General features: G+C 60.2%; 24 protein-coding genes and 1 pseudogene. 18 read left to right on the forward strand and 7 right to left on the reverse strand.

Annotated features, from left to right (window positions below):
• Positions 1-106: 106 nt before the first annotated feature.
• From argS to ACXPUX_RS05975, 4 genes are read right to left on the reverse strand one after another with little or no spacing between them, the layout of a single operon-like run.
• Positions 107-1,921 (reverse strand): arginine--tRNA ligase, encoded by a 1,815-nt coding sequence (argS, locus tag ACXPUX_RS05960; RefSeq protein WP_458830766.1) that lies wholly within the window; start codon positions 1,919-1,921, stop codon positions 107-109.
• Positions 1,922-1,956: 35 nt separating this feature from the next.
• The gene (locus tag ACXPUX_RS05965; RefSeq protein WP_236131825.1) at positions 1,957-2,433 is read right to left on the reverse strand and encodes a YwiB family protein; all 477 of its coding nucleotides are present in this window, start codon (positions 2,431-2,433) and stop codon (positions 1,957-1,959) included.
• A 14-nt stretch (positions 2,434-2,447) separates the two neighbouring features.
• Positions 2,448-3,272 carry a glutamate racemase gene (gene murI / locus ACXPUX_RS05970; protein ID WP_458830768.1) on the reverse strand — a complete coding sequence of 275 codons (825 nt, stop codon included), beginning with the start codon at positions 3,270-3,272 and terminating at the stop codon, positions 2,448-2,450.
• Positions 3,265-4,359, reverse strand: a complete 1,095-nt coding sequence (locus tag ACXPUX_RS05975) for a D-alanine--D-alanine ligase family protein (protein ID WP_458830770.1) — start codon at positions 4,357-4,359, stop codon at positions 3,265-3,267. The genes murI and ACXPUX_RS05975 overlap by 8 nt, the downstream gene beginning before the upstream one ends.
• Before the next feature lie 309 nt (positions 4,360-4,668).
• Here ACXPUX_RS05975 and rpmG point away from each other — a divergent pair, with 309 nt between their 5' ends.
• The 7 genes from rpmG to rplL all read left to right on the forward strand — a co-directional run bounded on the left by rpmG (position 4,669) and on the right by rplL (position 8,216).
• On the forward strand, positions 4,669-4,818 hold the full coding sequence (gene rpmG / locus ACXPUX_RS05980) for a 50S ribosomal protein L33 (protein ID WP_005920501.1): 150 nt from the start codon (positions 4,669-4,671) through the stop codon (positions 4,816-4,818).
• Between the two features lie 17 nt (positions 4,819-4,835).
• Complete coding sequence (gene secE / locus ACXPUX_RS05985; protein ID WP_005920499.1) at positions 4,836-5,087, forward strand: preprotein translocase subunit SecE; 252 nt, start codon at positions 4,836-4,838, stop codon at positions 5,085-5,087.
• A 30-nt stretch (positions 5,088-5,117) separates the two neighbouring features.
• Positions 5,118-5,669 (forward strand): transcription termination/antitermination protein NusG, encoded by a 552-nt coding sequence (nusG, locus tag ACXPUX_RS05990; protein WP_005920497.1) that lies wholly within the window; start codon positions 5,118-5,120, stop codon positions 5,667-5,669.
• Positions 5,670-5,805: 136 nt separating this feature from the next.
• Positions 5,806-6,231: a 50S ribosomal protein L11 gene (rplK, locus tag ACXPUX_RS05995; RefSeq protein WP_005920496.1), complete on the forward strand. Its 426-nt coding sequence runs from the start codon at positions 5,806-5,808 to the stop codon at positions 6,229-6,231.
• A gap of 57 nt (positions 6,232-6,288) precedes the next feature.
• Positions 6,289-6,981, forward strand: a complete 693-nt coding sequence (rplA, locus tag ACXPUX_RS06000) for a 50S ribosomal protein L1 (RefSeq protein ID WP_458830774.1) — start codon at positions 6,289-6,291, stop codon at positions 6,979-6,981.
• A 274-nt stretch (positions 6,982-7,255) separates the two neighbouring features.
• Positions 7,256-7,771: a 50S ribosomal protein L10 gene (gene rplJ, locus ACXPUX_RS06005; RefSeq protein ID WP_005920492.1), complete on the forward strand. Its 516-nt coding sequence runs from the start codon at positions 7,256-7,258 to the stop codon at positions 7,769-7,771.
• A 70-nt stretch (positions 7,772-7,841) separates the two neighbouring features.
• Positions 7,842-8,216, forward strand: a complete 375-nt coding sequence (rplL, locus tag ACXPUX_RS06010; RefSeq protein ID WP_005920491.1) for a 50S ribosomal protein L7/L12 — start codon at positions 7,842-7,844, stop codon at positions 8,214-8,216.
• 285 nt (positions 8,217-8,501) lie between these two features.
• Here the strand turns inward: rplL and ACXPUX_RS06015 are convergent, their stop codons facing one another.
• Positions 8,502-9,371 (reverse strand): patatin-like phospholipase family protein, encoded by an 870-nt coding sequence (locus ACXPUX_RS06015; RefSeq protein ID WP_458830777.1) that lies wholly within the window; start codon positions 9,369-9,371, stop codon positions 8,502-8,504.
• Positions 9,372-9,737: 366 nt separating this feature from the next.
• Here ACXPUX_RS06015 and ACXPUX_RS06020 point away from each other — a divergent pair, with 366 nt between their 5' ends.
• Positions 9,738-10,331: a xanthine phosphoribosyltransferase gene (locus ACXPUX_RS06020; RefSeq protein WP_458830779.1), complete on the forward strand. Its 594-nt coding sequence runs from the start codon at positions 9,738-9,740 to the stop codon at positions 10,329-10,331.
• Positions 10,332-10,796: 465 nt separating this feature from the next.
• Here ACXPUX_RS06020 and ACXPUX_RS06025 read toward each other — a convergent pair whose 3' ends face one another.
• On the reverse strand, positions 10,797-12,680 hold the full coding sequence (locus tag ACXPUX_RS06025) for a peptidoglycan D,D-transpeptidase FtsI family protein (protein WP_458830781.1): 1,884 nt from the start codon (positions 12,678-12,680) through the stop codon (positions 10,797-10,799).
• Positions 12,681-12,829: 149 nt separating this feature from the next.
• On the opposite strand from ACXPUX_RS06025, the gene ACXPUX_RS06030 reads away from it, so the two are divergent.
• The 5 genes and pseudogenes from ACXPUX_RS06030 to ACXPUX_RS06050 all read left to right on the forward strand — a co-directional run bounded on the left by ACXPUX_RS06030 (position 12,830) and on the right by ACXPUX_RS06050 (position 20,262).
• On the forward strand, positions 12,830-13,912 hold the full coding sequence (locus ACXPUX_RS06030; protein ID WP_458831177.1) for an FtsW/RodA/SpoVE family cell cycle protein: 1,083 nt from the start codon (positions 12,830-12,832) through the stop codon (positions 13,910-13,912).
• Between the two features lie 180 nt (positions 13,913-14,092).
• Positions 14,093-15,424 carry a UDP-N-acetylglucosamine 1-carboxyvinyltransferase gene (locus tag ACXPUX_RS06035; RefSeq protein ID WP_458830783.1) on the forward strand — a complete coding sequence of 444 codons (1,332 nt, stop codon included), beginning with the start codon at positions 14,093-14,095 and terminating at the stop codon, positions 15,422-15,424.
• Positions 15,425-15,510: 86 nt separating this feature from the next.
• A pseudogene (gene ftsZ / locus ACXPUX_RS06040) lies at positions 15,511-16,688 on the forward strand (cell division protein FtsZ).
• 79 nt (positions 16,689-16,767) lie between these two features.
• Positions 16,768-17,325 (forward strand): hypothetical protein, encoded by a 558-nt coding sequence (locus tag ACXPUX_RS06045; RefSeq protein ID WP_458830784.1) that lies wholly within the window; start codon positions 16,768-16,770, stop codon positions 17,323-17,325.
• A 561-nt stretch (positions 17,326-17,886) separates the two neighbouring features.
• Positions 17,887-20,262 (forward strand): diguanylate cyclase domain-containing protein, encoded by a 2,376-nt coding sequence (locus tag ACXPUX_RS06050; RefSeq protein WP_458830786.1) that lies wholly within the window; start codon positions 17,887-17,889, stop codon positions 20,260-20,262.
• Positions 20,263-20,336: 74 nt separating this feature from the next.
• Here the strand turns inward: ACXPUX_RS06050 and epsC are convergent, their stop codons facing one another.
• A complete protein-coding gene (gene epsC, locus ACXPUX_RS06055; protein WP_349187056.1) occupies positions 20,337-21,008 on the reverse strand; it encodes a serine O-acetyltransferase EpsC in 672 nt (223 codons plus the stop codon).
• Between the two features lie 468 nt (positions 21,009-21,476).
• Here epsC and ACXPUX_RS06060 point away from each other — a divergent pair, with 468 nt between their 5' ends.
• The 5 genes from ACXPUX_RS06060 (at position 21,477) to pyrE (ending at position 26,103) form a co-directional block, all read left to right on the forward strand.
• The gene (locus ACXPUX_RS06060) at positions 21,477-22,667 is read left to right on the forward strand and encodes a dihydroorotase (protein WP_005920465.1); all 1,191 of its coding nucleotides are present in this window, start codon (positions 21,477-21,479) and stop codon (positions 22,665-22,667) included.
• Between the two features lie 158 nt (positions 22,668-22,825).
• Positions 22,826-23,692, forward strand: a complete 867-nt coding sequence (gene pyrF, locus ACXPUX_RS06065) for an orotidine-5'-phosphate decarboxylase (RefSeq protein WP_458830789.1) — start codon at positions 22,826-22,828, stop codon at positions 23,690-23,692.
• Positions 23,673-24,446: a dihydroorotate dehydrogenase electron transfer subunit gene (locus ACXPUX_RS06070; RefSeq protein ID WP_055186833.1), complete on the forward strand. Its 774-nt coding sequence runs from the start codon at positions 23,673-23,675 to the stop codon at positions 24,444-24,446. Before pyrF ends, ACXPUX_RS06070 begins: the two co-directional genes overlap by 20 nt.
• Positions 24,446-25,372 carry a dihydroorotate dehydrogenase gene (locus tag ACXPUX_RS06075; protein WP_112091765.1) on the forward strand — a complete coding sequence of 309 codons (927 nt, stop codon included), beginning with the start codon at positions 24,446-24,448 and terminating at the stop codon, positions 25,370-25,372. The genes ACXPUX_RS06070 and ACXPUX_RS06075 overlap by 1 nt, the downstream gene beginning before the upstream one ends.
• Before the next feature lie 137 nt (positions 25,373-25,509).
• Positions 25,510-26,103 carry an orotate phosphoribosyltransferase gene (pyrE, locus tag ACXPUX_RS06080; protein ID WP_005920457.1) on the forward strand — a complete coding sequence of 198 codons (594 nt, stop codon included), beginning with the start codon at positions 25,510-25,512 and terminating at the stop codon, positions 26,101-26,103.
• The last annotated feature ends 22 nt before the right edge of the window (positions 26,104-26,125 follow it).

The following is a 26,125-nucleotide window of genomic DNA, read 5'->3' on the forward strand; positions in this document are numbered from 1 at the left end:
TTTTCACGGGAGGGGTCGTGACGGAAGCGGCAGCTGCTTTCCTGCCATATACCGTAAAAAGGGGCTGTTGCGCCAAATGCTGTGCAACAGCCCCTGTGGTTTTATGTTACATCTTCTCGGGCACGTTGATCTTGAACATGGTGAGCACGTTGAAGATGGCGTTCTTCACGCCGATGCACAAGGCAAGGCGTGCCTGCTGCACGGCGGGGTCTGCGCCCTGAATGCGGCAGTTGCCGTAGAAGCGATGGAAGGCGCTTGCAAGGTCGATGACAAAGCGGTTGATGCGGCTGGGGTCGTACTTTTCGGCAGCCATCACGATCTCCTGCGGGAAGGCGGCCAGCATACGGATCAGATCCATCTCGGAAGGCTCAGTCAGCAGGGTGGCGTCGATGTGCTCCGCACCGGCAAACTGCACGCCCTCGCTCTCCATCTTCTTCAGGATGGAGCAGATGCGGGCATGGGCGTACTGCACATAGTACACGGGGTTGTCGTTGTCGGTCTTGACGGCCTGATCCAGATCAAAGTCGATGCCGCTGCCGGCGTCGTGCATATTAAACAGGAAGCGTGCGCTGTCGATGGGCACTTCCTCCAGCAGGTCGGTCAGGGTGATAGCATTGCCGGTGCGCTTGGACATACGGACAGGCTGACCGTCCCGCATCAGGTTGACCATCTGCATCAGCACAACGTCCAGATCCTCGCCGTGCAGGCCGATGGCGTCCATTGCACCCTTCATGCGGGCCACATGGCCGTGGTGGTCTGCGCCCCACACGTCGATGGCCTTGGCAAAGCCGCGGGTAGCCAGCTTGTTGTAGTGGTAGGCGATATCGGCGGCAAAGTAGGTGGGAATGCCGTTGGCACGGACGAGGACTTCGTCCTTGGCCTCTTCCTCGGTGCCGTCCTCGGTCTTTTTCTTGTTCACGGTGCCGTACTTGGCGGCGTACTGGGCGCTGCGGTACATGATAGCGCCGTCCTCGGCCTTGTAGCAGGCACCCAGCTCCAGCAGCTTGTCCACCACAGCCAGCACCGCGCCGGACTCGTGCAGGGTGCTCTCGTGGAACCAGACGTCATAGTCGATGCGGTACTTGCCGAGGTCGCGTTTCAGGGCAGCAATGTTCTTGGGCAGGGCGTAGGCCACCAGAGCGTCCTTCAGGGCGGCAAAGGCCTCGCTCTCGAACAGAGCTTCCTCGTCCATACCCTTGCAGGCGGCAACGTACTTGTCGCCGTTCAGCTCAGCGAACTCACCGGCCAGCACCTTGATGTCGCCGCCCTGATAGCACTCCTTGGGCAGAGGATAGGCTTCCTCGCCGCAGAACTGCTGCAGGTAGCGCACCGCCAGACTTTTGCCGAATTTCTGGATCTGGTTGCCGGCGTCGTTGATATAGAACTCACGGGTCACATCGTAGCCGGACCAGTCCAGCACAGCGGCCAGACAGTCGCCCAGTGCGCCGCCGCGGGCGTTGCCCATGTGCATGGGGCCGGTGGGGTTGGCAGAAACGAACTCCACATTGTACTTTGCGCCCTTGCCGTGGTCGGTGCGGCCATACTCCTTGTTGGTGCAGGCACCCAGCACCACACCTGCCCAGAAGCTCTGGGAAAGGAACAGGTTGATGAAGCCGGGACCGGCCACCTCCACCTTGGAGAACACGCTGTCCTCAAGGGACGGCAGGTGTGCCAGCAGGGCGTCTGCGATCATCTTGGGCGCCTTGCGCCAGGTGCGTGCACCGGCCATGGCGAGGTTGGAGGCGACATCGCCGTTTTTCACATCGGCGGGGATCTCTACGATAAAGGCGGGCAGCTCTGCCTCGGGCAGGGTGCCGTCTGCCATGGCAGCCTTAGCGGCTGCGGTCAGCAGAGCGCGTGCCTCGTCCAGTGCAGCCTGCCGGGGGTTGTAGTTCTGGTAGGTCTTTTCAAAATCAGTCATGGGTCGGATTCCTTTCACAGTCTCAGGGAACTTCATCAATTCACATGGGTCACGGTAACTTCCAGACGGTTGCGGCTCACCAGCTCGGCGCTGTCGGCATCCAGCAGGTAGGCAAACCGGGCGGTGCCGCCCTTTTCGGTCAACTGACAGTCGATCTCGTCCGCAGTCACGCCCAAGGTCATGGAGCCGAAGCCGGTCTCGTAGTGGCACAGGTTGCGGCGGCCTTTTTCGATCAGCAGCTGGGTACCTGCCCCGCCGCCCTTGCCGAACCGCAGCATGGCCACCCGGCTGCCGTCTGCGGCGATCTTCAGGGTGGTGGTGCAGCCCTCGTAGCCGGTGGTCTCGGTCTCGCGGTAGGTCACATAGTAGCTGCCGCCCTTCAGCACAAAGCTGCCCCGGGTCATCAGCTCCACAAATTCTTCTTTTTCCTCTTCCGCAGCCGGTTCGTCCAGCCGCTGCTCAATGCGGCTTTTGATGCGGATGATATAGTCTTCCTTCAGTGGCTTGCTCACGTTATTTTTCCTTATCAATATTTATCAATGGCGATCTGCTCCACCGGGCCGCCCTTGTACTCGCCCAGAAACAGGTCTGCCGTCTGCACAAAGCAGTCCGGCACATCGCTGACGTAAAAGTGTGCCTGCCCGTTCTCGTGGTCGGCGCGCAGCCCGCGCTCGGCGAGCATCCGCTCCAGATGATGGGCGGCGGTCATGGCGGGGTCTACCAGCGTGACGCCCGGCCCCATAAACTCCCCGATCATGCTTTTCAGCAGCGGGTAGTGGGTGCAGCCCAGGATCAGGGTATCCACCCCGGCCTCGCGCACCTCGGTCAGGTACTGGGCAATGACCAGCTTTGTGACCTGCTGCTTTCCGGCCTCGCTGTGATCCACATACCCGGCCTCTACCAGTGGTACGAACAGCGGGCAGGGGCGGGCGGTGATCTCCACCCCGGGCACCAGCTGCCGCAGCAGCTTTTCGTAGCTGCGGGAGCGGATGGTGGCGGCTGTGCCAATGACGCCGATGCGGCGGTTGCGGGTGACAAAGGCTGCTTCCCGGGCGGCGGCATCCACCACGCCCAGATACGGCACCGGCAGCCGGGCCGCCTCTGCAGCCGGATAGGTGCTGGACACCGTGCCGCAGGCCGCCATGATGCACTTTACATCTTTCGAAAGCAGGAACGCAACGTCCTGACGGGCGTACTGCAGGATGGTCTCCGGGCTGCGGCTGCCGTAGGGCACGCGGCCGGTATCACCAAAATAGATGATCTCCTCGTGGGGCAGACGCTTGCGCAGCTCCCGCACGCCGGTCAGCCCGCCCAGACCGCTGTCGAACACGCCGATGGGGCGATTATCCATGCTGCTTTTCCTTTCTTTCCAGAGCCAGCGCGATCAGCCGGTCGATGAGCTGCGGCACCGGCAGGCCCTCGTGCTCCATCAGCTTGGGGTACATGCTGATGGACGTGAAGCCCGGGAAGGTGTTGATCTCGTTGATGAGCACCCGTCCGGTGCCGTGCTCCACAAAGAAGTCGCAGCGGGCCAGCCCCTCGCAGTTCAGGGCGGTGTAGGCCATGGCGGCGTAGGTCTTTACCTCATCCAGCTTTGCCTCCGGCAGGTGGGCCGGGATGACGGTCTGGCTGACGCCGTTCTTGTACTTGTCATCATAGGTGTAGAACTCGGCACCGGCAAGGATCTCGCCGGGGCGGGTCGCCACGGCAGGGTCGGAGCCGATGACGGCGCACTCCACTTCCTGACCGTCCACAAAGGCTTCAAACACCACCTTGCGGTCGTTTTCCAGCGCAAGGGCGATGGCAGCTTTCAGCTCCTCCTGACTGGACACCTTGGAGATGCCCACACTGGAGCCTGCGTTGGCAGGCTTGACGAACACCGGCCAGCCCAGCTTTGCTTCTACACCGGCGCAAACGCCCTCCAGATCCTTCTCGATCTCCCAGCGGTTGGCGGCTACCCACTTGGTGTGGGGCACACCGTTGGCCTCAAACAGGGCGTTGGCTACGGCCTTGTCCATGCACACGGAGCTTGCCAGCACGCCGCAGCCCACATAGGCGATGCCTGCCAGTTCCAGCAGGCCCTGCACGGTGCCATCCTCGCCCCACAGGCCGTGCAGCACCGGGATCACCACGTCAAGGTGCATCTTTTCCACCCGGCCGTCCGGGGTAAACAGGATCATGCCGTGGTCGGCGCGGTCCGGGCTGATCACGCAGGGCATATTGCCGGGCAGCTCTTCCCAGCTGCCGTCGGCCATCTGCTCTGCCGTGGCCTCGGTGTAGAGCCAGCGGCCCTCCTTGGTGATGCCCACGGTGAGCACCTCGTATTTGCTGCGGTCGATGTTGCGGACAAAGTTGCCCACAGAGACACAGCTGACCTCATGTTCGCTGGACATACCGCCGAACAGCAGCGCTACACACATTTTATTTGCAGACTGCATGATATCTCACTCCTATTTATAAAGCCCCCGGTAAAGGGGCGGCTTCAAACCGGTAAAATGCCGTTTCGATTCATTATACAATATCTACGCCCGCGATGCAAGCAGAATGCAAAAAAGCCGCGCTGGGACAAAAAGACAACGGCTGCGAAAAAAGTTCCTCAAAATCGCTTTTTTCTGCTTGACGGATTGAAAAACGCGTGGTACAATGATATCACCTCTTTTGCGGGGTTATTAAGTGCGCCTGTTTTTACAGCGCCACCCGCACCCGAGGGAGGTTCAAAACAACCGTTATAATGGAGGTGTCAACAAATGACCGTTAAAATCACTCTGGCCTGCACCGAGTGCAAGCAGCGCAACTACAACACCACGAAGAACAAGAAGAACAACCCCGATCGTCTCGAGATGAAGAAGTATTGCCGTTTCTGCAAGAAGCACACCGTTCATCGCGAAACCAAGTAAAAGAAAGGCGGAGCATAATGGCAGACAAAACCGAGAAAAAGCCGGGCTTTGTGGCCAAAGCTAAAGCCGCTGTGAAGGGCTTCTGCGCACGGGTCGCAAAGTTCTTCCGCGATACCAAGAGCGAGCTGAAGAAGGTGGTCTGGCCGTCCAAGCAGGACGTCAAGACCAACACCATCGTCGTGCTTGTGACCGTCGCCATTGCAGCGGTTGTGATGATCCTGCTGGATGCCATCTTTGGTGGTATTCTGGGCCTGATCATCGGCGCCTGAGAATCATCTTGAAACGGAGGGTCAACCAAAATGGAAGAATCAACCAAGCTGGTAGATGAGTCCACTGAGGCTCTTTGGTATGTTGTGCATACCTATTCCGGTTACGAGAACAAGGTCGCCAACGACCTGCAGACCATGGTGGAGAACCGTCACCTGCAGGAGCTGATCTGCGACATCAAGGTTCCCGTCGAGATGGTTCCTGAAATCGACAAGAACGGCAAGCAGAAGATGGTGGAGCACAAGCTGTTCCCCGGCTACGTTCTGGTCAAAATGGTGATGAACGACGATACCTGGTATGTCGTGCGCAATACGCGCGGCTGCACCGGCTTTGTCGGCCCTGCCTCCAAGCCCGTTCCGCTGACCGCTGAGGAAGTGGAGAAGATGGGCGTGGAGAAGGCTGCACCGCTCAGCGTCGATTTTGCTGTCGGCGATACCGTGCAGATCACCGCCGGTCCTCTGGAAGGCTTTATGGGCCTTGTGGAGGCCATTGATACCGAGAACTTCAAGGTGAAGCTCAAGGTCAATATGTTCGGCCGCGAGACCCCCGCAGAGGTGGAGATCGGTCAGGTCGAGCTGCCGTAACCAACCGGCAAGTTCCGTTTACCAAGGTAAGACCGCAGTGCGGTTCTTATAGAGCGTGTGCAGCGTGCACGCGCTCGTGGGAGGCGCAGAGACACTGCGCCGCAACTCACCACAGATTTTTGGAGGTGCATTTATCATGGCACAGAAAGTTACTGGCTACATTAAGCTGCAGATCGAGGCCGGCAAGGCGACTCCGGCTCCCCCTGTTGGCCCTGCTCTGGGTCAGAAGGGCGTCAACATCATGGCGTTCACCAAGGAGTTCAACGAGCGTACCAAGAACCAGATGGGTTATGTGATCCCCGTCGTCATCACCGTGTACGCTGACCGCTCCTTCAGCTTCATCACCAAGACTCCTCCGGCAGCTGTTCTGATCAAGAAGGCCGCTGGCATCAACACCGCTTCCGGCAAGCCCAACAAGGAAAAGGTTGCTTCTCTGACCGCCGCTCAGGTGGAGGAGATCGCCAAGACCAAGATGCCCGACCTGAACGCTGCTTCTCTGGAAGCTGCCTGCAGCATGGTCCGCGGCACCTGCCGTTCCATGGGCGTCACCGTCGAGGGCTGAGACATAAACAGTGGGAGGGCATAACACTGCCCGCATGACCACACAGGAGGATATACAATGAAACATGGCAAGCACTATGTCGACGCTGCAAAGCTGGTCGATTCTACTAAGGCATACGATTTGAACGAGGCTCTGGAGCTGGCTTGCAAGACCGCTTCCGCCAAGTTCGACGAGACCGTCGAGCTGCACGTCCGTCTGGGCGTTGATGGCCGTCACGCTGACCAGCAGGTCCGTGGCGCTGTCGTTCTGCCCAACGGCACCGGCAAGACCGTCCGCGTCTGCGCTATTGCTAAGGGCCCCGCAGCTGCTGCTGCCGAGGCTGCTGGCGCTGATATCGTTGGCGATGACGAGCTGATCGCAAAGATCGCCGGCGGCTTCATGGATTTTGACGTCGTCGTGACCACCCCCGATATGATGGGCCGCGTTGGCCGTCTGGGTAAGGTTCTGGGCCCCCGTGGCCTGATGCCCAACCCCAAGGCCGGCACTGTGGCTCCCGATCTGGGCAAGGCTGTCAGCGAGGCTAAGGCTGGTAAGATCGAGTACCGTCTGGACAAGCAGAACATCATCCATGTGCCCGTGGGCAAGGCTTCTTTCGGTGCAGAGAAGCTGTACACCAACCTGGACACTGTGATGGAGGCTATTGCCAAGGCAAAGCCCGCTGCAGCTAAGGGTACCTACTTCAAGAGCGCTACCATCGCCACCACCATGGGCCCTGGCATCCGTCTGAACACCCTGAAGTACGGTGTCTGATTTTAGTTTCTGATGTTTTTCTGCCGTTCTGCAGAATGGCAGAAAAATTTTGTCGGAAATTGAAAAAAGTACTTGACAACGCCGCACGTTTGCGGTATTATAATCATGCTGTTTTTAAGACAGCAGGCGCTGGAGTCCAGTGTAAAGTTTGACCGCCTGCCGAGAAACGTGCGTAAAGTTGCTTTATGCCTCTCTCTCGGCGCAGTGCGCGGGAGAGAGGCTTTTTTCATTGCTCCGGCTTTCGATACAAGTTTTTGAAACGAGGTGAAACCGAATGCCCAGTGCAAAGATTCTTTCTGAAAAGCAGGCTTACGTCGCTGATCTGAAGGCAAAGTTTGAGAGTGCGGTTTCCGGCTGCGTCGTCGCTTACGGCGGCATTAACGTCGAGAACGACACCAAGCTCCGTAAGGAGCTGCGTGAGGCAGGCGTTGATTACATGGTCGTGAAGAACACCATGCTGCGTCTGGCAGTTAAGGGTACCGCTCTGGAGGGTCTGGCTGAGAACTTCAAGGGCGACACCGCTGTTGCTTTTGCTCACGAGGATGACCCCATGGCTGCTGCCCGCATCCTGTGCAAGTATCAGGATGGCGATAAGTCCAAGAAGTTCGTCGTGAAGGCTGGCTTCATGGAAGGCAAGGCTATGAACGCCGCCGAGACCAACGCCATCGCAAAGCTGCCCAACCGCGAAGGTATGCTGTCCATGTTTGCAGGCGCCCTCACCAGCACTCTGTCTGGTCTGGCCGTTGCAATGCAGGCTTATGCCGACAAGCAGGAGGAGCCCGCTGCCTGATGGCCGCGTGACCGCCGCTTAACAAAAAACTGAAACAAACTAAAACCATTGATATTGGAGGGTTATTACCATGGCTTCTGAGAAGATTACTGCCATCATCGAGTCCGTCAAGGGCCTGACCGTTCTGGAGCTGAAGGAACTGATCGACACCTACTGCGAGGAGTTCGGTGTTTCTGCTGTTGCTGCTGCTGCTCCCGCTGCTGCTGGCGCTGCTGCTGCCGCTGAGGAAGAGAAGACCGAGTTCGACGTCATCCTGGCTGAGGCTGGCGCTACCAAGATGCAGGTCATCAAGGTCGTTAAGGAGATCACCGGTTTGGGCCTGAAGGAGGCTAAGGCTATCGTTGATGGCGCTCCCAAGGCTGTCAAGGAGAAGGTCTCCCAGGCTGAGGCTGACGACATCAAGAAGAAGCTGGAAGAGGCTGGCGCTAAGGTTGAGGTTAAGTAATTTAACCCCTTCTCTTACCGTTCTTTCTTGAACATCAAGAGGTCTGCACCGCAAGGTGCAGGCCTCTTTTTTGCTATACCCCCTCAGCCTCACTTCGTTCGGCAGTTCCCCCAAGGGGACGCCTGACTCCCTCAGTCAAAGCCTGACGGCTTTGCCAGCTCCCTCTTTGGGGGAACTCGCCCTCTCAGTCACCTACGGTGACCGAGAGGGCGAGGATGCTTGCCGCTACGACCCCTCCCGTGAAAAAAAGGCTGCCGCACAAAATCTGTGCAGCAGCCTTTCTCGTTATTCTTCCGGTGCGGCCTTGGATTGCTCCACATAGGCCGCGATCTTGTCGATCTGGATCTGTGCCACGGCACGGCCGGTCTCGTATACGCGGCGCAGCTGGGCGGGGTCGCGCTCCATAGAGGGGATCTCCAGCGGAATGGGCGGACGGATAACGAATGCCCGGCCGGACTGCTCCAGCATGGAAATATAGGCCAGCGTCTCGTTATAGCGCTGGTGCCGGTCTGCCACGGCCTCCACAAAGGCAGGGTAGCGCACATACCTTGCCCGGATAAGGGGCAGCATCTTGTTTTTCTGCTTTACAAAGCCCTTGGGCTGAGTCAGGATGATCAGGTTGCGCTTGTAGCCGATGGACTCAAAAAAGCGCACAGGAATGGAATCTGCAACGCCGCCGTCCAGCAGCTGATAGTGGCCGATCTTCACGATCTTTGCCGCCAGCGGCATGGATGCCGAGGCCTGCATCCAACGGATATCCTCGGCGTCACCGGTGCGGCACTTATGGTAGATAGGCTCGCCGGTGCGCACATCGGTGCACACCACAAAAAAGTCCATGGGGTTCTCCCGGAAAGCCTCGGTGTCAAAGGGATCCAGCTTTTCGGGCACGGTATGGTAGCAGAACTGCTCGCTATACAGGTTGCCGGTGCGCAGCAGATTGCCAAAGCTGGCGTAGCGCCTGTCGGTGCAGTATTCCGTGTTGTAGCGGATGGTGCGTCCGATCTGGTGAGACTTGTAGTTGCAGCCGAACACTGCACCCGCCGACACGCCAATGGCACCGTCCAGCTGGATGTTATGCTCCATCAGCACATCCAGTACGCCGGCGGTGAACATTCCGCGCATAGCGCCGCCTTCCAGCACAAGTCCTGTTTTCATACCATTTTCCTCCTCGTCCGGTCAAAAATCCCGGATATTACCCTTCTCCTATTAAGAATAGTATACTCAAAAACCGCGAAAGAACAAGGGAGGATAAGCCAAAAATGACCCGACAACCTCGCGAAGTTTCGGTATTTTTGGACAAGGTCATACTTTTAGAAAAAACGAGGGAGTTTGGTGTCGTATTTTTACGAATTTTGGCAAGAAAACCCCTTGTCAAAGCGGGGTGCTTCCGGTATACTAGGTGAAACATTATATCCTGGGTGCGTGTGGCGCGCACCCAGGAATGGAAAACAGGCGGGCGCTTTTCGCGGCGAGAAAGCCGACGGCAGAAAACGCGCCTATAAGGGTGGGAGGATATACTTTATGAAGATGCTGGAAGATCGTATCCGCAAGGACGGCATTGTGCGCGAGGGTAACGTGCTCAAGGTGGACAGCTTTATCAACCACCAGATGGACATCCCGCTGTTTCGCGAGATGGCACGGGAGTGGAAGCGCCTGTTTGCAGGCAAGACCATCAACAAGGTGCTCACCATTGAGGCCAGCGGCATCGGCATTGCGGCTGTGGTGGCCAGCGAGCTGAACGTGCCGGTGGTGTTTGCCAAAAAATCCATGAGCATCAATCTGGACTACGACAACTACAAGACCCAGATCCAGTCCTTCACCCACAAAAAGATCTACAACGTCATCGTGTCCAAAAAGTTCCTCACCCCGGAGGATCATGTGCTGATCATCGACGATTTTCTGGCAAATGGCTGCGCCCTGATGGGTCTGCTGGAGCTGGCCGAGGAAGCCGGTGCCACCGTAGAGGGTATCGGCATCGCCGTGGAAAAGGGCTTCCAGCAGGGCGGCGAGCTGATCCGCAGCAAGGGCATCCAGCTGGAGAGCCTTGCCATCGTGGACGCCATGGACAGCACCACCGGCGAGATCACCTTCCGTCCCCAGCCGAACCAGAACTAAAAATCATGATACATTTCAGCGTAACGGAATGTCTGCGGACGTTCCGTTATTTTTTTTTGTGGGTGAACTCCCTCAGTCAAAGCCTGACGGTTTTGCCAGCTCCCTCGGAGAGGGAGCCTTTGGCATGGCGGCAAAGTTTCCGGCTAAAGTGTAAAGCTTCCGGGCGTGCCCGCTCCCCCGGGGGGAGCTGTCACGCAGCGACTGAGGGGTTTTTAATGGAGAAGCGAAAAAAGCGTTAAAGCGATAGCGCCGACTGGCGCAGCGCTAGCTTTTTTGTGCTTCGACTTCTTCTTTAGGATTGTCAAGGGCGAGCAGCCCTTGGCCCGTTGCGGGGTGGGTGGAGTCCAGAGGTAGGGAGGGGGGACTCGGAACACCCCTCCCTGCCTCTGGCCCAGCGGAGCGTCCCTGCACGCTTGAACAAGTAGAAAGTTTCTCTGGCAGCAAAGCTGCAACTGCCGTTTGCCGTCACGCACCATCAAAGCTGTCTCCATCGGCGGGCAGAGCAGCGGTCGGCGCGTCTGCGCTGCCGGTGTCTGCTGCTCGGGGGATGCCCTTGTACACCAGCGTCTGCTCCAATACCTCGGCACAGACGGGTGCCGAAAGACTGCCACCGGCGGTGGTCCAGCTGTGGGGCTCATCCAGACATACCAGACACAAAAACTGCGGGTCATCGATGGGCGCCACCGCCACAAAGCTGGCAATACGGGCCTTCTCGTCGGCGCTGTCCAGCTTTTGGCTGGTGCCGCTTTTGCCGCCCACCCGGTAGCCCGCGATCTGCGCGTTGCGACCGCCGCCGTACAGCACAACTGCCTCCATCATCTCCCGCATGGTGGCAGAGGTGGCGGGCTGGATGACCTGCCGTTTGCACACCGGGGCGTTATGCTGCAAAATGCTGCCGTCCGGCGCAAGAATGTCCGATACCAGATACGGCTGCATCAGCTTGCCGCCGTTCACCACCGCGCAGACGGCGGCAGCCATTTCCAGATAGGAGATTTTGCTGCTCTGCCCGAAGGCGCAGGAGGCCAGCTCCACCGGTCCCATGCGGTCGGCAGTGTAGTACAGGCTCTTTTTCGGCTCGGCGGGCAGGTCGATGCCGGTGGGCTCCCGCAGGCCGAAAGCAGCAAAATAATCGCAGAAAGCCTGCTTGCCCAGCCGCGCCCCGATCTGGATAAAACTCTGGTTGCAGGAGTTTTCCAGCGCTTGGGTCACGGTCTGGCTGCCATGGCGCTTGTGGTTGGCGCAATGGAACCGCGTGCCCGCCACCGAGATAGAGTCCCCGCAGTAAAAGGTAGAGTGCCGGGTGATGGCACCGGCGTCCAGCGCCGCCGCGCAGGTGATGAGCTTGAACACGCTGCCCGGCTCATATAAGTCGCTCACCGCCTTGTTGCGCCACTGGGTCTGCTGCGCTAGCTGCAGGGCGGCAGCGCGCTCTTTGCCGGAAAGGGCATCTACGGCAGCGCGTGCAGCCTTGTCGGCGATGACCCGGGGCTGGTTGGGGTCGTAGGCCGGGGTGGTGGCCATGGCCAGCACCGCCCCGGTGTTTACATCCATCATGATGCCCACGCTGCGGGCGGCTACATGGTGCTCCTGCACCGCATAATTCAACGCATTTTCCAGATAATGTTGAATATTTGCATCGATGGTCAGCCGCAGCCCGCTGCCCTCCACGGGGGCAAGTTCGGTCTCGTAGCTCTGCGCCAGCGTGTAGCCCCAAGCGTTCACGGCGGTCAGCACCACTCCATTCTGCCCGGTAAGGGTGTCGTTGTATTCAAGCTCCAGTCCGCTGACCCCGGCGTTGTCCACGTTGGTAAACCCCAGCACCGAAGCCAGCAGCTCCCCCTGCGGGTACCAGCGCTTGGAATCCTGATTGATGCGCACGCCGGTGATGCCGTTCGCTGCGCAGAAATCCCGCACGGCATCAGCGGTTTCGCGCTCCACACGGTAGCGCAGAAGGCAGTCGTTGGAGCGCCGGTCGCTGAACTTTTCCAGCAGTTTTGCCTCGTCCAGTTCCAGTATCTCCGCAAGCCCCTTGGCGGCAAGGGCAAGCTTATCCTCCGGCATCTCCCGGGGGCTGGCGCGCAGGGTCCAGCAGCTGCTGTTGGCGGCAAGCAGCGCGCCGTCGGCGCTGTATATTTTGCCCCGGTCAGCGGGCACAACGGTGTCCCGCAGCTGCTGCCCCAGCGCCCGCTGGGTGTACCAGCCGCCGGTGCATAATTGTAGCCAGAACAGCCGCCCGATGAGCCCTGCAAAGCAGACGGTGCACAGCCCCACCGCAATGAGCCGTGCCCGCAGACGGAACTCCCGCTCCGGCAAAGTGCGCAGGGCGTCCGTGGGTTTTGAGCCGCACATGGCAGCACCCCCTTTGCGGGCAGTTTATGCGCCCGGCGGCAGCTTGTATGACTAACCGCCCCCGCACCCGCGTACAATAACAGAAACGGAGGTGACCGGGATTGCACAGAACTGCTGCCCGCAAAGGGCTGCTGCGGCCGCTGCCGCCCATGGACCTGCCCTTTCTGGTGCTGGTGCTCACGCTGATAGCCTTTGGACTGGTGATGCTGTGCAGCGCCAGCAGCGCGGTGGCGCTGTACCGGCGGCAGGACGCCTTTGCCTATGTGCGGCCGCAGCTGCTGTACGCCGCCATGGGGCTGGCGGCCATGTGGATGGCCAGCCGGGTGGACTACCACATTTATCACAAGCTGGCGTGGCCGCTGCTGGCGCTCTCGCTGGTGCTGCTGACGGCGGTGCTGTTCATGCCGGAATATAACGGCTGCAAGCGCTGGCTTGTGCTGCCGGGGCTTGGCACATTACAGCCCAGCGAGATCGCCAAATTTGCTGTGGTGCTGGTGTTTGCCCACATCATCGCTTTGAACCACGACCGCATGGGCAGCTTTGCGGTGGGGGTAGTGCCCTTTGCGCTGGTGCTGGGGGTAGTGGCGGTGCTTATGCTGCTGGAACCCCATCTTTCCGGTACGGTGCTGATCTTAAGCATCGGCGCGGTGCTCATGTTCGTGGGCGGCACCGGGCTGCGGTGGTTCATGCTGGCAGGGGCGGGCGGCGCTGCCGCCATCGGCACGGCCATCGTGCTGATGCCGGAGCTGGTGCCCTACGCCGCCGACCGGCTCAACTCGTGGCTGGACCCCTTTGCCGACCCGCTGGGCGACGGCCACCAGACTATCCAGAGCCTGTACGCCATCGGCAGCGGCGGGGCGGCGGGGCTGGGGCTGGGCAACAGCCGCCAGAAGCATCTGTTCGTACCCGAGCCGCAGAACGACTTCATCTTTTCTATCCTCTGCGAGGAACTGGGTTTTCTGGGCGCGTGTGCAGTGATTTTGCTGTTCAGCGCGCTGCTGTGGCGGGGCATCACGCTGGCGGCGCACGCACCGGATCGCTTTGGCGCACTGCTGGTGGTGGGCTTTGTGGTGCAGGTGGCATTGCAGGCAGTGCTGAACATCGCGGTGGTCACCAATACCATCCCCAACACCGGCATCAGTCTGCCCTTTTTCTCCTCCGGCGGCACCAGCCTGATGATGCTTCTGGGCGAGATGGGCATCGTGCTTTCCGTCTCCCGGGGCGAAAGCTGATAAAGACCGGCATTTCCTGCCGTAATGGGGCAGGGCCGGCGCGGAAATACCGGAAAAAAGCGGACAAATGACCGGACAAATCCTGCAGACGGCGCGAAGGCCGTTTCCGGTGCATTTCTTTGACCAAAGACCCTCGTTTTGCATACCATGGGGTATCTTTTGCAGAACGGGGGTCTTGGCATGGCTGGGGATTGGATCATTACGGGCGGGCGGCCTTTGCAGGGCAGGGTGGAACTGCCTGCGGCCAAAAACAGTGTACTGCCGCTGCTGGCAGCTTCGCTGCTGTGCGGCGGGCCGGTGCGGCTGCAAAATGTGCCGCGCCTGACCGATGTAGAGGACTGTCTTGCCCTGCTGCGGGGCGTGGGCTGCACGGCGGGCTGGCAGGGCGCATCGCTGGCGGTGCAGGGGCGGCCCATGCGCACCGACCTTGCGCCGGAGGCCGCAGGCCGGATGCGGGCGTCCATCCTGTTTTGCGCGCCGCTGCTGGCGCGGCTGGGGCGGGTGAGCACCGTGCTGCCCGGGGGCTGCCGCATCGGGGCAAGACCCATCGACCTGCACTTGCAGGGACTGGCGCAGATGGGGGTGCGGCAGCTGCCCGCAGCGCCCGGACAGCTTACTTTGTACGCCCCGGCGGGGCTGCGGGGCGCGGAAATTTGTCTTGCTTTTCCCAGCGTAGGCGCTACCGAAACGCTGCTGCTGGCCGCTGCCACAGCGCAGGGGCAGACCGTGCTGCACGGCGCTGCAAAAGAACCGGAGATCGCGGATCTTGCCGCTTTCCTCAACGCCTGCGGCGGCTGCGTGGAGGGTGCGGGCACCGACACCATCCGGGTGCAGGGAAAGCGCTGCCTTGCGGGCTGCACCTTTACGCCGGTGGCAGACCGCATCATCGCTTCCACGCTGGCCTGTGCGGCGGCTGCGGCGGGCGGAAGGGTGGAGCTGACGGGCTGCGCACCCGGGCTGTATGCGCCGCTGCTGGAAATTCTGGAACAAATGGGCTGCACCGTAGAGCGGGCGCACGATGCTGCCGCCATTTCACGGTTCGGGGCGCTGCGCGGCGCGGGAAATGTGCACACTGCACCCTATCCCGGCCTTGCCACGGACGCCGCCCCGCTGCTGGCGGCGGTGACGCTCTGCGCACAGGGCGAAAGCAGCTTGCAGGACAGGGTGTTTGAGCACCGCTTTGCCTGCGCCGATGGCTTTGTGGCGCTGGGCGCGAATGTCCGGGTGGCAGAGCGCACGCTATATGTGCAGCCCGGCGGGGCACTGCACGGGGCAAAACTGACCGCACCGGACCTGCGCGGAGGGGCGGCGCTGGTGCTTGCGGCGCTGGCTGCCCGGGGCAGCAGCCGCCTTGGCGGGACAGAATTTATCCGGCGCGGCTATGCGGACCTTGACCGGCTTTTGGCGGGGCTGGGCGCACAGATTGTGCAGGAAATACCCGCCCGGAGCGGGCTTGTGAAAAAAACACCCACGAAAAAGCAATTTTGTCTTGCAATCGGTGCAAAAAAATGATACGATACAGTTATATAAATATCGTATGATAATTTCTGTGCGGCATTTGCGCAGTTCCACATAAAAATCCGATGGAGGACAAAGTTATGGCATTGATGCTCGATGAAGAACTGGACGAAAACGTTACGACGATCAAGGTGATCGGTGTGGGCGGCGGCGGCGGCAACGCTGTGAACCGCATGGTGAGCGACGGCCTGCAGGGCGTGGAGTTCATCGCCATGAATACCGACCAGCAGGCACTGGCCAAGAACCATGCCTCGGTCAAGGTGCAGCTGGGTTCCAAGCTGACCAAGGGCCGCGGTGCGGGTGCAGACCCGGAGATCGGCCAGCGCGCCGCTGAAGAAAGCAAGGACGAGATCGCCAACGCCCTCAAGGGCTCCCAGATGGTCTTTATCACCGCCGGTATGGGCGGCGGCACCGGCACCGGTGCAGCACCCGTTGTGGCCGAGGTGGCACACGATATGGGCATCCTGACCGTTGGCATCGTTACCAAGCCCTTCTCCTTTGAGGGCAAGCGCAAGATGGGTCTGGCGGAGCAGGGCATTGCCAACCTGCTGATGCACGTTGACAGCCTGATCGTCATCCCCAACGAGCGCCTGAAGATGATCAGTCAGGAAAAGATCACCCTGATGAACGCCTTCCAGGCCGCCGACAACGTGCTGCGTCAGGGCGTTGAGTCCATCTCTGCTCTGATCAACGTGCCCGCCTTCATCAACCTGGACTTCGCCGACGTGCGCTCCATCATGAAGGATGCCGGCTACGCCCACATGGGCGTGGGCAGCGCCAAGGGCGCCGGCAAGGCTGAGAACGCCGCCAAGGCTGCTATCTCCAGCCCGCTGCTGGAGACCAGCATCGCCGGTGCACACGGTGTTATCATCAACATCACTTCCAGCCCGGACATCGGTCTGGAGGACGTGGAGACCGCCGCAGGCCTCATCACCCAGAGCGCACATCCCGATGCAAACATCATCTGGGGTACTGCCTTTGATGAGAACCTGTCCGATGAGATGCGCGTGACCGTTGTGGCCACCGGCTTCGACAATAAGAGCGCCAGCGACCTGCGCAACAGCATCAACAACGCCATGGGCGGTGCACAGTCTGTGCCGACTGCGGTGTTCAGCAGCGACACCGGCGCAGCCGCAGCCCCGGCATCCACTGCCGCCCCGGCGCTGCTGCTCCGGCTGAAAAGAAGGCCGTGGAGGAGGAAAGCAGCGATAACCGTTACTACGATGAGCTGCTGGCCATCCTGAACAAGCGGAAGTAATTACAGGCTACAATGGGGCTGGCAGCTGCGCCCATGCGGTCAGCGCAAGCCCCGTGCAAGGTGTGCATGGGAGGGCATCATGGTGCAGACAGAGCGGGAGACCGGTGCCATGCGCGGACAATTTGCCCGGCAGGCCGCTGTACAGGCATCTGCCGCAGCACAGGCGGAAAGCGCCCGGGCGCAGGCAGAGCAGCTGAGCCGCAAGCTGGCTGCCGCACGCGCCGAGGTGCGCCGGTACCAGACCCGGATGTTCGCCTTTGAGCGTACTCTGCTTGCCCTCAAGCACGATAATGCAGAGCTGGAAGCCGCCTGTGAGCAGGCGTGGGAGCAGCTGGAGCTGGCCAACGCCCGGGCAGAAAAGGCCGAAGCCGCCTGCCGCAGAGCGGAAGCTGCCCTTGCTGCCATGCAGCAGACTGCCACGGAAGCGTCCGCGCAGCCGGACACTGCCCCCGAGGCTGTGCCGCAATGCGAGGTTGCACCGGAACAGCCTGCGCCGGAAACGGAAGAACTGCTCTGTGCCCCGGAACCGGCACTGCCCCCGGAGCCTGCACAGCCTGCATGGCAGCCGGAGACCCGGCTGGAACAGATGGCTGCGGAGCTGATGGGCTGGTTCGATGCCATGATGCCCCAAGAGTGAACCTAGAAAGGACTGCTGCGTGTTTTGCGCAGCAGTCCTTTTTCTTTTGGGGCGGGACGATTTGGAATGCGCTCCGCTTCTTCCGGGTTGCGGAACCCAGCATCCGCATCGTGCCTTGGGCGGCACTCGCATCTTGCTGGCCGCTGCCCCAACAACTCCTCCCTGTTTCCGCCGCTGGCGGCGGTCGTCGTCGTTGCTGCGCATCGTCAGCGGAAATAAGATTTATATTTCGCGGTTGCCGCGCTCTGCGGAGCGCGGCAACCGCATTTTCACAGGAAGGGCTGTAACGGCAAACGGCTTGCTTTCGAACAACGTTTGCAAAGGGTACTGTAAAAATTGGATTGCATTTATACAACCGGGAATGAGAACGTTTGCAGAAAATACCGTAAAATGGCAGAAATGCTGCACGCAGCCTTGCATTTTGCTGTAAAATCCAGTAAAGTATAAATGAATGCAATAAAGTGGATGCTAGGGAAAATCCATTACATCCAGTCAGTGCGGACGGTACACCCGGAACAAAGCCGGGGCAGATGGATGTGCCGCAAAAGGAGAAACATGGCCATGAACGAGAAACCGAAGATCCTGATCGCGGATGATTCCGAGATCAACCGTGCCCTGCTCAAGGAGATACTGGGCGATGGCTATGACTATCTGGAAGCAGAGGACGGCGCAGCGGCAGTGGAATTGATGCGGCAGCGCACGGATATCTCCCTGCTGCTGCTGGATCTGATGATGCCCGGCATGGACGGCTTTGACGTGCTGCGGGTGATGAAGTATCATGCATGGCTGGACGAGATCCCGGTCATCGTCATTTCGGCGACAGAGGATACCGCCAACATTGAGCGCGCCTACGATCTGGGTGTGGCAGACTATATCCGCCGTCCCTTCGAGCGGATCATGATCATACGCCGGGTGAAGAATATCCTCATGCTGTACGCCAAGCAAAAGCGGCTCACCCGCCTTGTCACCGATCGGGTGTACGAAAAAGAGCACAACAGCGTGCTGATGATCAGCATCCTGAGCCATGTGGTGGAGTTCCGCAACAGTGAGAGCGGACTTCATGTCCTGCACATCCGCACCCTGACCGATCTGCTTTTGCACCGGCTGGCGCAAAAGACCGACCGCTATCAGCTGGACGAAAGCGATATCGCCCGCATCAGCATCGCTTCGGCGCTGCACGATATCGGCAAGATCGTTATCCCGGAGGAGATCCTGAACAAGCCCGGCCGCCTGACCGCCGAAGAGTTTGCCATCATCAAGAACCATACTGTGGCGGGTGCGCAGATGCTGCAGGATCTGGGACAGGCGATTGCGCAGGACGAGCCGCTGTTGCAGGTGGCGCACGCCATCTGCCGCTGGCACCACGAGCGCTGGGACGGCAATGGCTACCCCGACCGGCTGAAGGGGGACGAGATCCCCATTGCGGCGCAGGTGGTGGCGCTGGCGGACGTGTACGATGCCCTGACCAGTGAGCGCTGCTATAAGCATGCTTACGACCACGACACCGCGCTGCGCATGATCCTGAACGGCGAGTGCGGCGCCTTCAACTCATTGCTGCTGGACTGCCTGCGGGAGTCCTCGGAGCAGCTGCGCACCGAGCTGAACCGCTCGGAGTGGGACAGGGACTTCCGGCAGGAGACCCACCGCCTTTCCGAGGAGATTTTGCACCGGGAAGCGCTGCCCCGGGAGAACCACTCCCAGCTGCTGCTGGAGCAGGAAAAGGAGCGCACGGATTTCTACGCCGCCCAGTGCGGCGGCATCCGGTTCGACTATGACCTGCTGGCAGGCAGCGTGACCGTGTATGACTACCATGCCGAGCCCATGCAGCAAAAAACGGTGACCGATTTTGCACAGGGCAGGGGACTTGGCTTTTTGAACGAGCAGGATCGGCGCAAGCTTTCCAAGGCCATCAGCCGCGCCACGCCGGAAGCACCGGACGTGGTGCTGCCGGTCATGGTGCAGCGGGACGGGAAGCCGCACCTGCACCGGATGGTGCTGCACACCATCTGGAGCGGTGCCGGGGTGCGCCGCTGCGTGAACGTGCTAGGGCAGCTGACCGATGAGCAGCACCGCATAGAGCATCAGGCGGAGCTGCTGACCGCCACCGACCCGGAGGAGGACCCCGCCCACTTCCTGCGGCAGCTGCAGGGCATCTTTGATGTGGTGCGTCTGGTAGACCCGGGGCACCGCAAGGTGCTTGTGCTGGACAGTGACGGCGTCCTGACCGAAAAGCCCGGCAACTGCCACATGGTATGGAACCGGGATACCCGGTGCGAAAACTGCATCTCGGCCAAAGCCTACGCCCGCAAGACCATTTTGAATAAGATCGAGTTCAAGGACGAGAAAGCCTACTTTGTCATCTCCAAGTACATCGAGGTAGGCGGCAGGGGCTGTATCCTGGAAATGGTCACCCGGCTGACGGATGGTCGCTGGCTGGATATGGGCGGCCACCGGCTGCTGCTGGACCGCTGCGATGGAATGGAGCGCAGCGCCTTTGTAGACCCCCTGACAGGGGCCTACACCCGCCGCTATTTTGATAAGTTCCTTGCCGGGGGCGAGATGCACGGCGGCGTGGCCATGATCGATGTGAACCAGTTCAAGTCGGTCAACGACAGCTTTGGGCATCTGGTAGGGGACGAGGCACTGCAAACTGTGGCCGCAGCCATGCAGAGCTGCCTGCGCCAGACCGATATCCTGATCCGCTACGGCGGCGATGAATTTTTGCTGCTGATGCCGCAGAACTGCCCTGACGACGTGGAAAGCGTCGTCAGGCGGGTGCAGAACGCCGTGCAGGCGGCACGGGTGCCCAGCCACCCGGAGCTCCGGCTTTCGGTAAGCATTGGCGGCGTGTGCAATGTGCAGCCCCTGACCGAGGCCATCCGGCAGGCCGATGCCCGGATGTATTGCAATAAAGAAAACGGCGAGCAGGTGTTATAACCGCAGCTGACAACAAAAAAGAGACAGGCGACCCTTTCCGGGAAGCCTGTCTCCTCTTTTTTCAAAGAAATCTTTTATTTCCGCTGCCGGGCGGCGATCTGCGCGGCAGTGGGCGGGATATCGCCCTGTGCGGTCTTTTCCAGCTGGCTCAGGCGGCGGTCCAGATCGGTGAGCCGCTGCGAGACGATGTCCGGCAGATCCTGCTGGTCCAGATCGTCGGCGGGGTTCACCGCCTTATTGTTGATGCGCACCACCTCGGCGGGCACGCCCACGGCAGTGCAGTTGGCGGGCAGGTTGCGCAGCACCACGCTGCCCGCACCGATGCGGGCGTTATCCCCGATGAACACCGGACCCAGCACCTTGGTGCCCGCGCCGATAAGCACGTTGTTGCCCAAGGTGGGGTGGCGCTTGCCGGTATCCTTGCCGGTGCCGCCCAGCGTTACCCCGTGGTAGATAGTGCAGTTGTCCCCGATCTCGCAGGTCTCGCCGAACACGATGCCCATGCCGTGGTCGATGAACAGACACTTGCCGATGGTAGCACCCGGGTGGATCTCGATGCCGGTGCGGTGGCGGCCATGCTGGCTGACCCATCGCGCCAGAAAAAAGTGCTTGTGCCCGTACAGCCAGTGCGCAATGCGGTGGTACACCAGAATGTGGAATCCCGGGTACAGCAGCATTACCTCCAGCACGCTGCGTGCGGCGGGGTCCTTGCGCTGGATGTTCCGCGCGTCCTCAAGTAAACCCATGCGGAAAACCTCTCTTTCCCATAAACACCCGCCCACGCGGCGGGGCTCTCCCTTTTACCGTATTATAATAGCACAGCAGGCAACGAAAGTACAGTGCCGTACTAGGGATTGTGGAACAAAATGGCTTTTATTTTGCCGCGTGCCCCGGGTTTTGGGTAGAGTATCCAAAATTCGGCGAGAGATGCCAGAAACCTTTTAGCACCTGTTTTTGCGCACAGCCATTGACACATTTTGCGGTTCTATGATAAAATAATGCGAATGAAAACGCAACCATCATAAAAAGGAGAAACACCATGCTGTGCAGCGCCCAGAGCCCGAAACTGAACAAGCAGTTCGCGTCCGGTTTTGCCGTGGCTTCGTTGTTTCCTTTTTTTGCGCAATGAGCTTTTCCCTTTGCGGGGAAAAGTTTTTTTTTGCCCGTTTTCGGGCACCTGACACCCAAAAATATCATTACAGGAGGGAACCGCGATGCTGCTGACAAACGCTGTGAACACCGAGGGACGGCCGCTCGAGATCTATGTAAAGGATGGAAAGATCGCTGCCGTAGGGCAGGATCTTTCTGCCCTTGCCGCCGAGAATGAGACGGTGGTGGATGCCGGTGGGCTGACTGTGCTGCCCGCATTTGTGGATCTGCACTGCCACTGGCGTACCCCGGGCTTTGAGTACAAGGAGGACATCGAGACCGGCAGCCGCGCCGCCGCCGCCGGTGGCTACACCTTTGTAAACCTGATGCCCAACACAAAGCCCGTCTGCTCTTCTGCCGCACAGGCCATGATGGTGGAGCAGAAGGCTGCCGAGGTAGGGCTGTGCGATGCAAACCAGACTGTCTCCATCACCGAGAACTTTGACGGCGTGAGCATCGACCACCTCAAGACCCTGCCCGCCAGCGTGAAGTTCATCACCGAGGACGGCCACGGCGTGCAGGATAACGCCACCATGGCGCGGGCGTTTGCCATCTGCACCCAGAAGGACATCACGGTCATGAGCCACGCCGAGGATATGGAGATCAGCCCGTGGGACTACCGTCTGGCCGAGGATATCGAGACGGTGCGCAACTGCTGGCTGAGCGAGTACTACCAGACCCGGCTGCACATGTGCCATGTGTCCACCCGGGGTGCGCTGGACGCCATCCGTATGGCAAAGCTGCGGGGCGCACCGGTCACCTGTGAGGTGACCCCTCACCACCTGTGGTTCACCAACGACACCTGCGACTACCGGGTCAACCCGCCCATCCGCACCGCCGATGACGTGGAGGCACTGGTGGAGGGCATCCGCACCGGCATCGTGGATGCCATTGCCACCGACCATGCACCCCACTCCGAAGAGGATAAGCTGAAGGGCATGGCCGGTATGGTGGGCAGCGAGACCGCCTTTGGCGTGTGCTACACCAAGCTCTGCAAGCAGGAGGGACTGCCGCTGGAGCTGCTGGTGCACCTGATGAGCACCCGCCCCGCCGAGATCCTGGGCCTTGCCAAGGGTCAGCTGGAGCCGGGCTTCGATGCCGACTTTGTGCTGGTGGATCTGGACACTCCTTACACGGTGGAAAAGGAAAAGCTGCACTCCAAGAGCCACAACACCCCCTTTGACGGCGCACAGCTCTACGGCAAGGTGTTTGCCACCATCAAGGCCGGTAAGATCACCTATCAGGCCGAGGAGTAAAAAGAACGAGACCCTCTCAGGCAAAGCCTTACGGTAAGGGGCTTGGCTCTCCCTTTGGGAGAGCTGCCGAACGAAGTGAGGCTGAGAGGGCGAGGACGCTTACAAGATGCGATATAACGATATCTAATATAACAGAGAACAAACAGGAGGACACCCAAATGACGAACATGGACAAACTGTACGAAGCTGTGGAGGCCCGCGGCCCGGTGTGCGTGGGTCTGGACACCGATTTCAGCTACCTGCCTGCCGATTTTGTGGACAGCACCCTGACCAAGGGCGAGAACATCGTGCGCTTCAACAAGAAGCTCATCGATGCCACCAAGGCTGTGGCGGGCTGCTACAAGGTACAGATCGCTTATTATGAGTCTCTGGGCATGGAGGGCATGAAGGCCTACGCCGACACCCTGAAGGCTGTGCGCGAGGCCGGTGTGCCGGTGATCGCGGACATCAAGCGCGGCGACATTGCCAAGACCGCCGAGATGTACGCCATGGGTCACTTTACCGGCGATTTCGAGAGCGATTTCGTTACGCTGGCACCCTACATGGGTCTGGACTCCATCAGCCCCTATCTGCCCTACGCCGAAAAGCAGGGCAAGGGCATGTTCGTGCTCTGCCGCACCTCCAACGGCGGTGCCAAGGACTTTGAGTACGAGAAGCTGGCCGACGGCCGCCACGTCTACGATCTGGTGGGCGACAAGCTGAACGCACTGGGCAAGGACTACATGGGCGAGCATGGCTACTCCTCCATCGGTCTGGTCATCGGCGGCACCCACATCGAGGAGGCCACTGAGATCCGCGCCAAGTACAAGGACAGCTTCTTCCTGATCCCCGGCTACGGCGCACAGGGCGGCAAGGCCGAGGATATCGCCCAGTACCTGACCAAGGGCAACGGCGGCGTGGTCAACTCCAGCCGCGGCATCCTGCTGGCTTACAAAAAGCAGCCGGGTGTTGCCTTTGACGAGGCCGCTTACAACGAGTGTGTGAACATGAAGGAGGCCATTGCTCATGCGTGCAGCCTGCTGTGAAGCCACCGTCCTGCGCAATGAGGTCATTGCCCCGGACATCCGTCTGCTGACCGTGGTGTGGCCGGACCGCGACCATGCCCCCCACGCAGGCCAGTTCTTCACCCTGCGCTCCTGGGGCGCAGACGAAGCCCCCTTCCTGTCCCGTCCTATCAGCGTGCACCGCTGGAACCCGGACAGCAGCACCATCGAGTTTTTGTATCAGGTGGTGGGCGAGGGCACCGAGAAGCTGGCACAGCTCAAGCAGCAGGATACCTTCCAGCTCACCGGCCCCATGGGCAACGGCTTTGATGTGCCGGATATCCTGAGCAAGTACAAAAAGATCGCCGTGGTGGGCGGCGGCATCGGCACCGCACCCATGTTCCAGCTTACCCGCGAGCTGGCCGCTGCCGGGGTAAAGCCGGATGTGTTCTTCGGCTTCCGCGACACCCCCTACTGCATGGAGGAGTACCGCAGCATCGCAAACCTCGTCAAGGTGTCCACCGACACCGGCGCGGTGGGCTTCCACGGCTTTGTCACCCAGCTGTACGACCCTGCCGATTACGACGTGGTGCTGGTGTGCGGCCCCACCGTGATGATGAAGAACGCCGCCCGCCTGTGTGCCGAAAAAGGCACCCCCTGCTTTGTGAGCATGGAAAAGAAGATGGCCTGCGGCATTGGTGCCTGCCTTGGCTGCACCTGCGAGACCAAGGGCGGCGAGGGCAAGAGCGTGTGCAAGAACGGCCCTGTATTTGACGCAACGGAGGTGTTCTTCTGATGGCAGACCTGAAAACCAACCTGCTGGGCTTTGTGATGAACAGCCCGGTCATCGGCGCATCCGGCACCGTGGGCTACGGTGTGGAGTACGAGGAGCTGGCCGATTTTGCTAAAATCGGCGGCATCTCCGGCAAGGGCCTTACCCTGCACGGCCAGTACGGCAACAAGGGCGAGCGCCTGTGGGAGACCCCCTCCGGCCTGATCAACAGCATCGGCCTGCAGAACCCCGGCGTGCAGCACTTTATTGACGTGGAGCTGCCCGAGATGCTGGAACTGAAGCAGAAGTACGGCACGGTGGCCATTGCAAACCTTGGCGGCCACAGCGAGGAAGAGTATGTGGAAGGCGCTGCGATGCTGAGCGAGAGCGCAGTGGACATCGTGGAGCTGAACATCTCCTGCCCCAACGTCAAGGTGGGCGGCATGGCCTACGGTGTAAAGGCCGAGGCTGCCGGTGAGGTGGTGCGCATGGTGCGCGCTGCCTGCAAAAAGCCCCTGATGGTCAAGCTGAGCCCGCAGGCCGAGAACATCCCCGAGATGTGCAAAGCTGTGGAGGCCGCCGGTGCAGACGCCATCAGCCTGACCAACACCTTCCAGGCCTGCGCCATTGATCTGGAAAAGCGCCGCCCGGTGTTCAACAACATCTTTGCGGGCCTGTCCGGCCCGGCGGTGCGGCCCATTGCCCTGCGCATGGTGTGGCAGGCCGTGGGCGCTGTGAATATCCCGGTGGTGGGTCTGGGCGGCATTGCCACCGGCCGTGACGCGCTGGAGTTCATCATGGCAGGTGCCGCCGCAGTGCAGGTGGGTGCCGCAAACTTTGCAAACCCCCGCGCCATGGAGACCATTGCGGACGAGATGGCAGCATGGATGGACAAAAACGGCGTGAAAACGCTGGACGAGATCCGCGGCTGTGCCCGTCATGCAGAATAAAAACCGATATATCCATAAAATATCTACAATTATGCGCATAAAATAAAACTTAACGCATAAATTTGCAAATAGCGTAAAAGCGTGGTACAATACCACCCAAAGGAATATACACCACTGAAAAGAGAGGGAGAAGTACAATGAGTGAAGCGCTTGAAATTCTGAAGAGCTGTGACGCATTTCTGGAGGGTCACTTCCTGCTGTCCTCCGGCCGGCACTCCGGCGCATACTGCCAGATGGCTTATCTGCAGCAGTACCCGGACCGCTGCGCCGAGGTGATGAAGGCTGTGGCCGACAAGGTCAAGGAGATGGACGTGGATGTCATCGTCGGCCCTGCCATGGGCGGCATCGTGTACGCCTACGAGCTGGCACGCCAGACCGGCAAGCGCGCCATCTTTACCGAGCGCGTGGACAACGTGATGTGCCTGAAGCGCTTTGCCATCCACCCGGGTGAAAAGTGCATCATCGCCGAGGATGTGGTGACCACCGGCATCTCCTCTCTGGAGACCAAGCGTGTCATCGAAGAGGCCGGCGGCATCTGCCTTGGCATCACCTGCGTGGTGGACCGCACCAAGCCCGAGGCTCCGTCTCCCATCCCCATTCTGGCCAGCGCCCTGAAGCTGGACCTGCCCAACTATACCCCGGAGGAGTGCCCCATCTGCAAGGAGGGCAAGCTGCCGCTGGTGCATCTGGGCAGCCGTAAGATGAAGCAGGAAGCAAAGCAGACCCTGTAAACTGAAAGCTTTTGTTGAAACG

It is taken from the genome of Faecalibacterium sp. PGM34 (genome assembly GCF_054456555.1).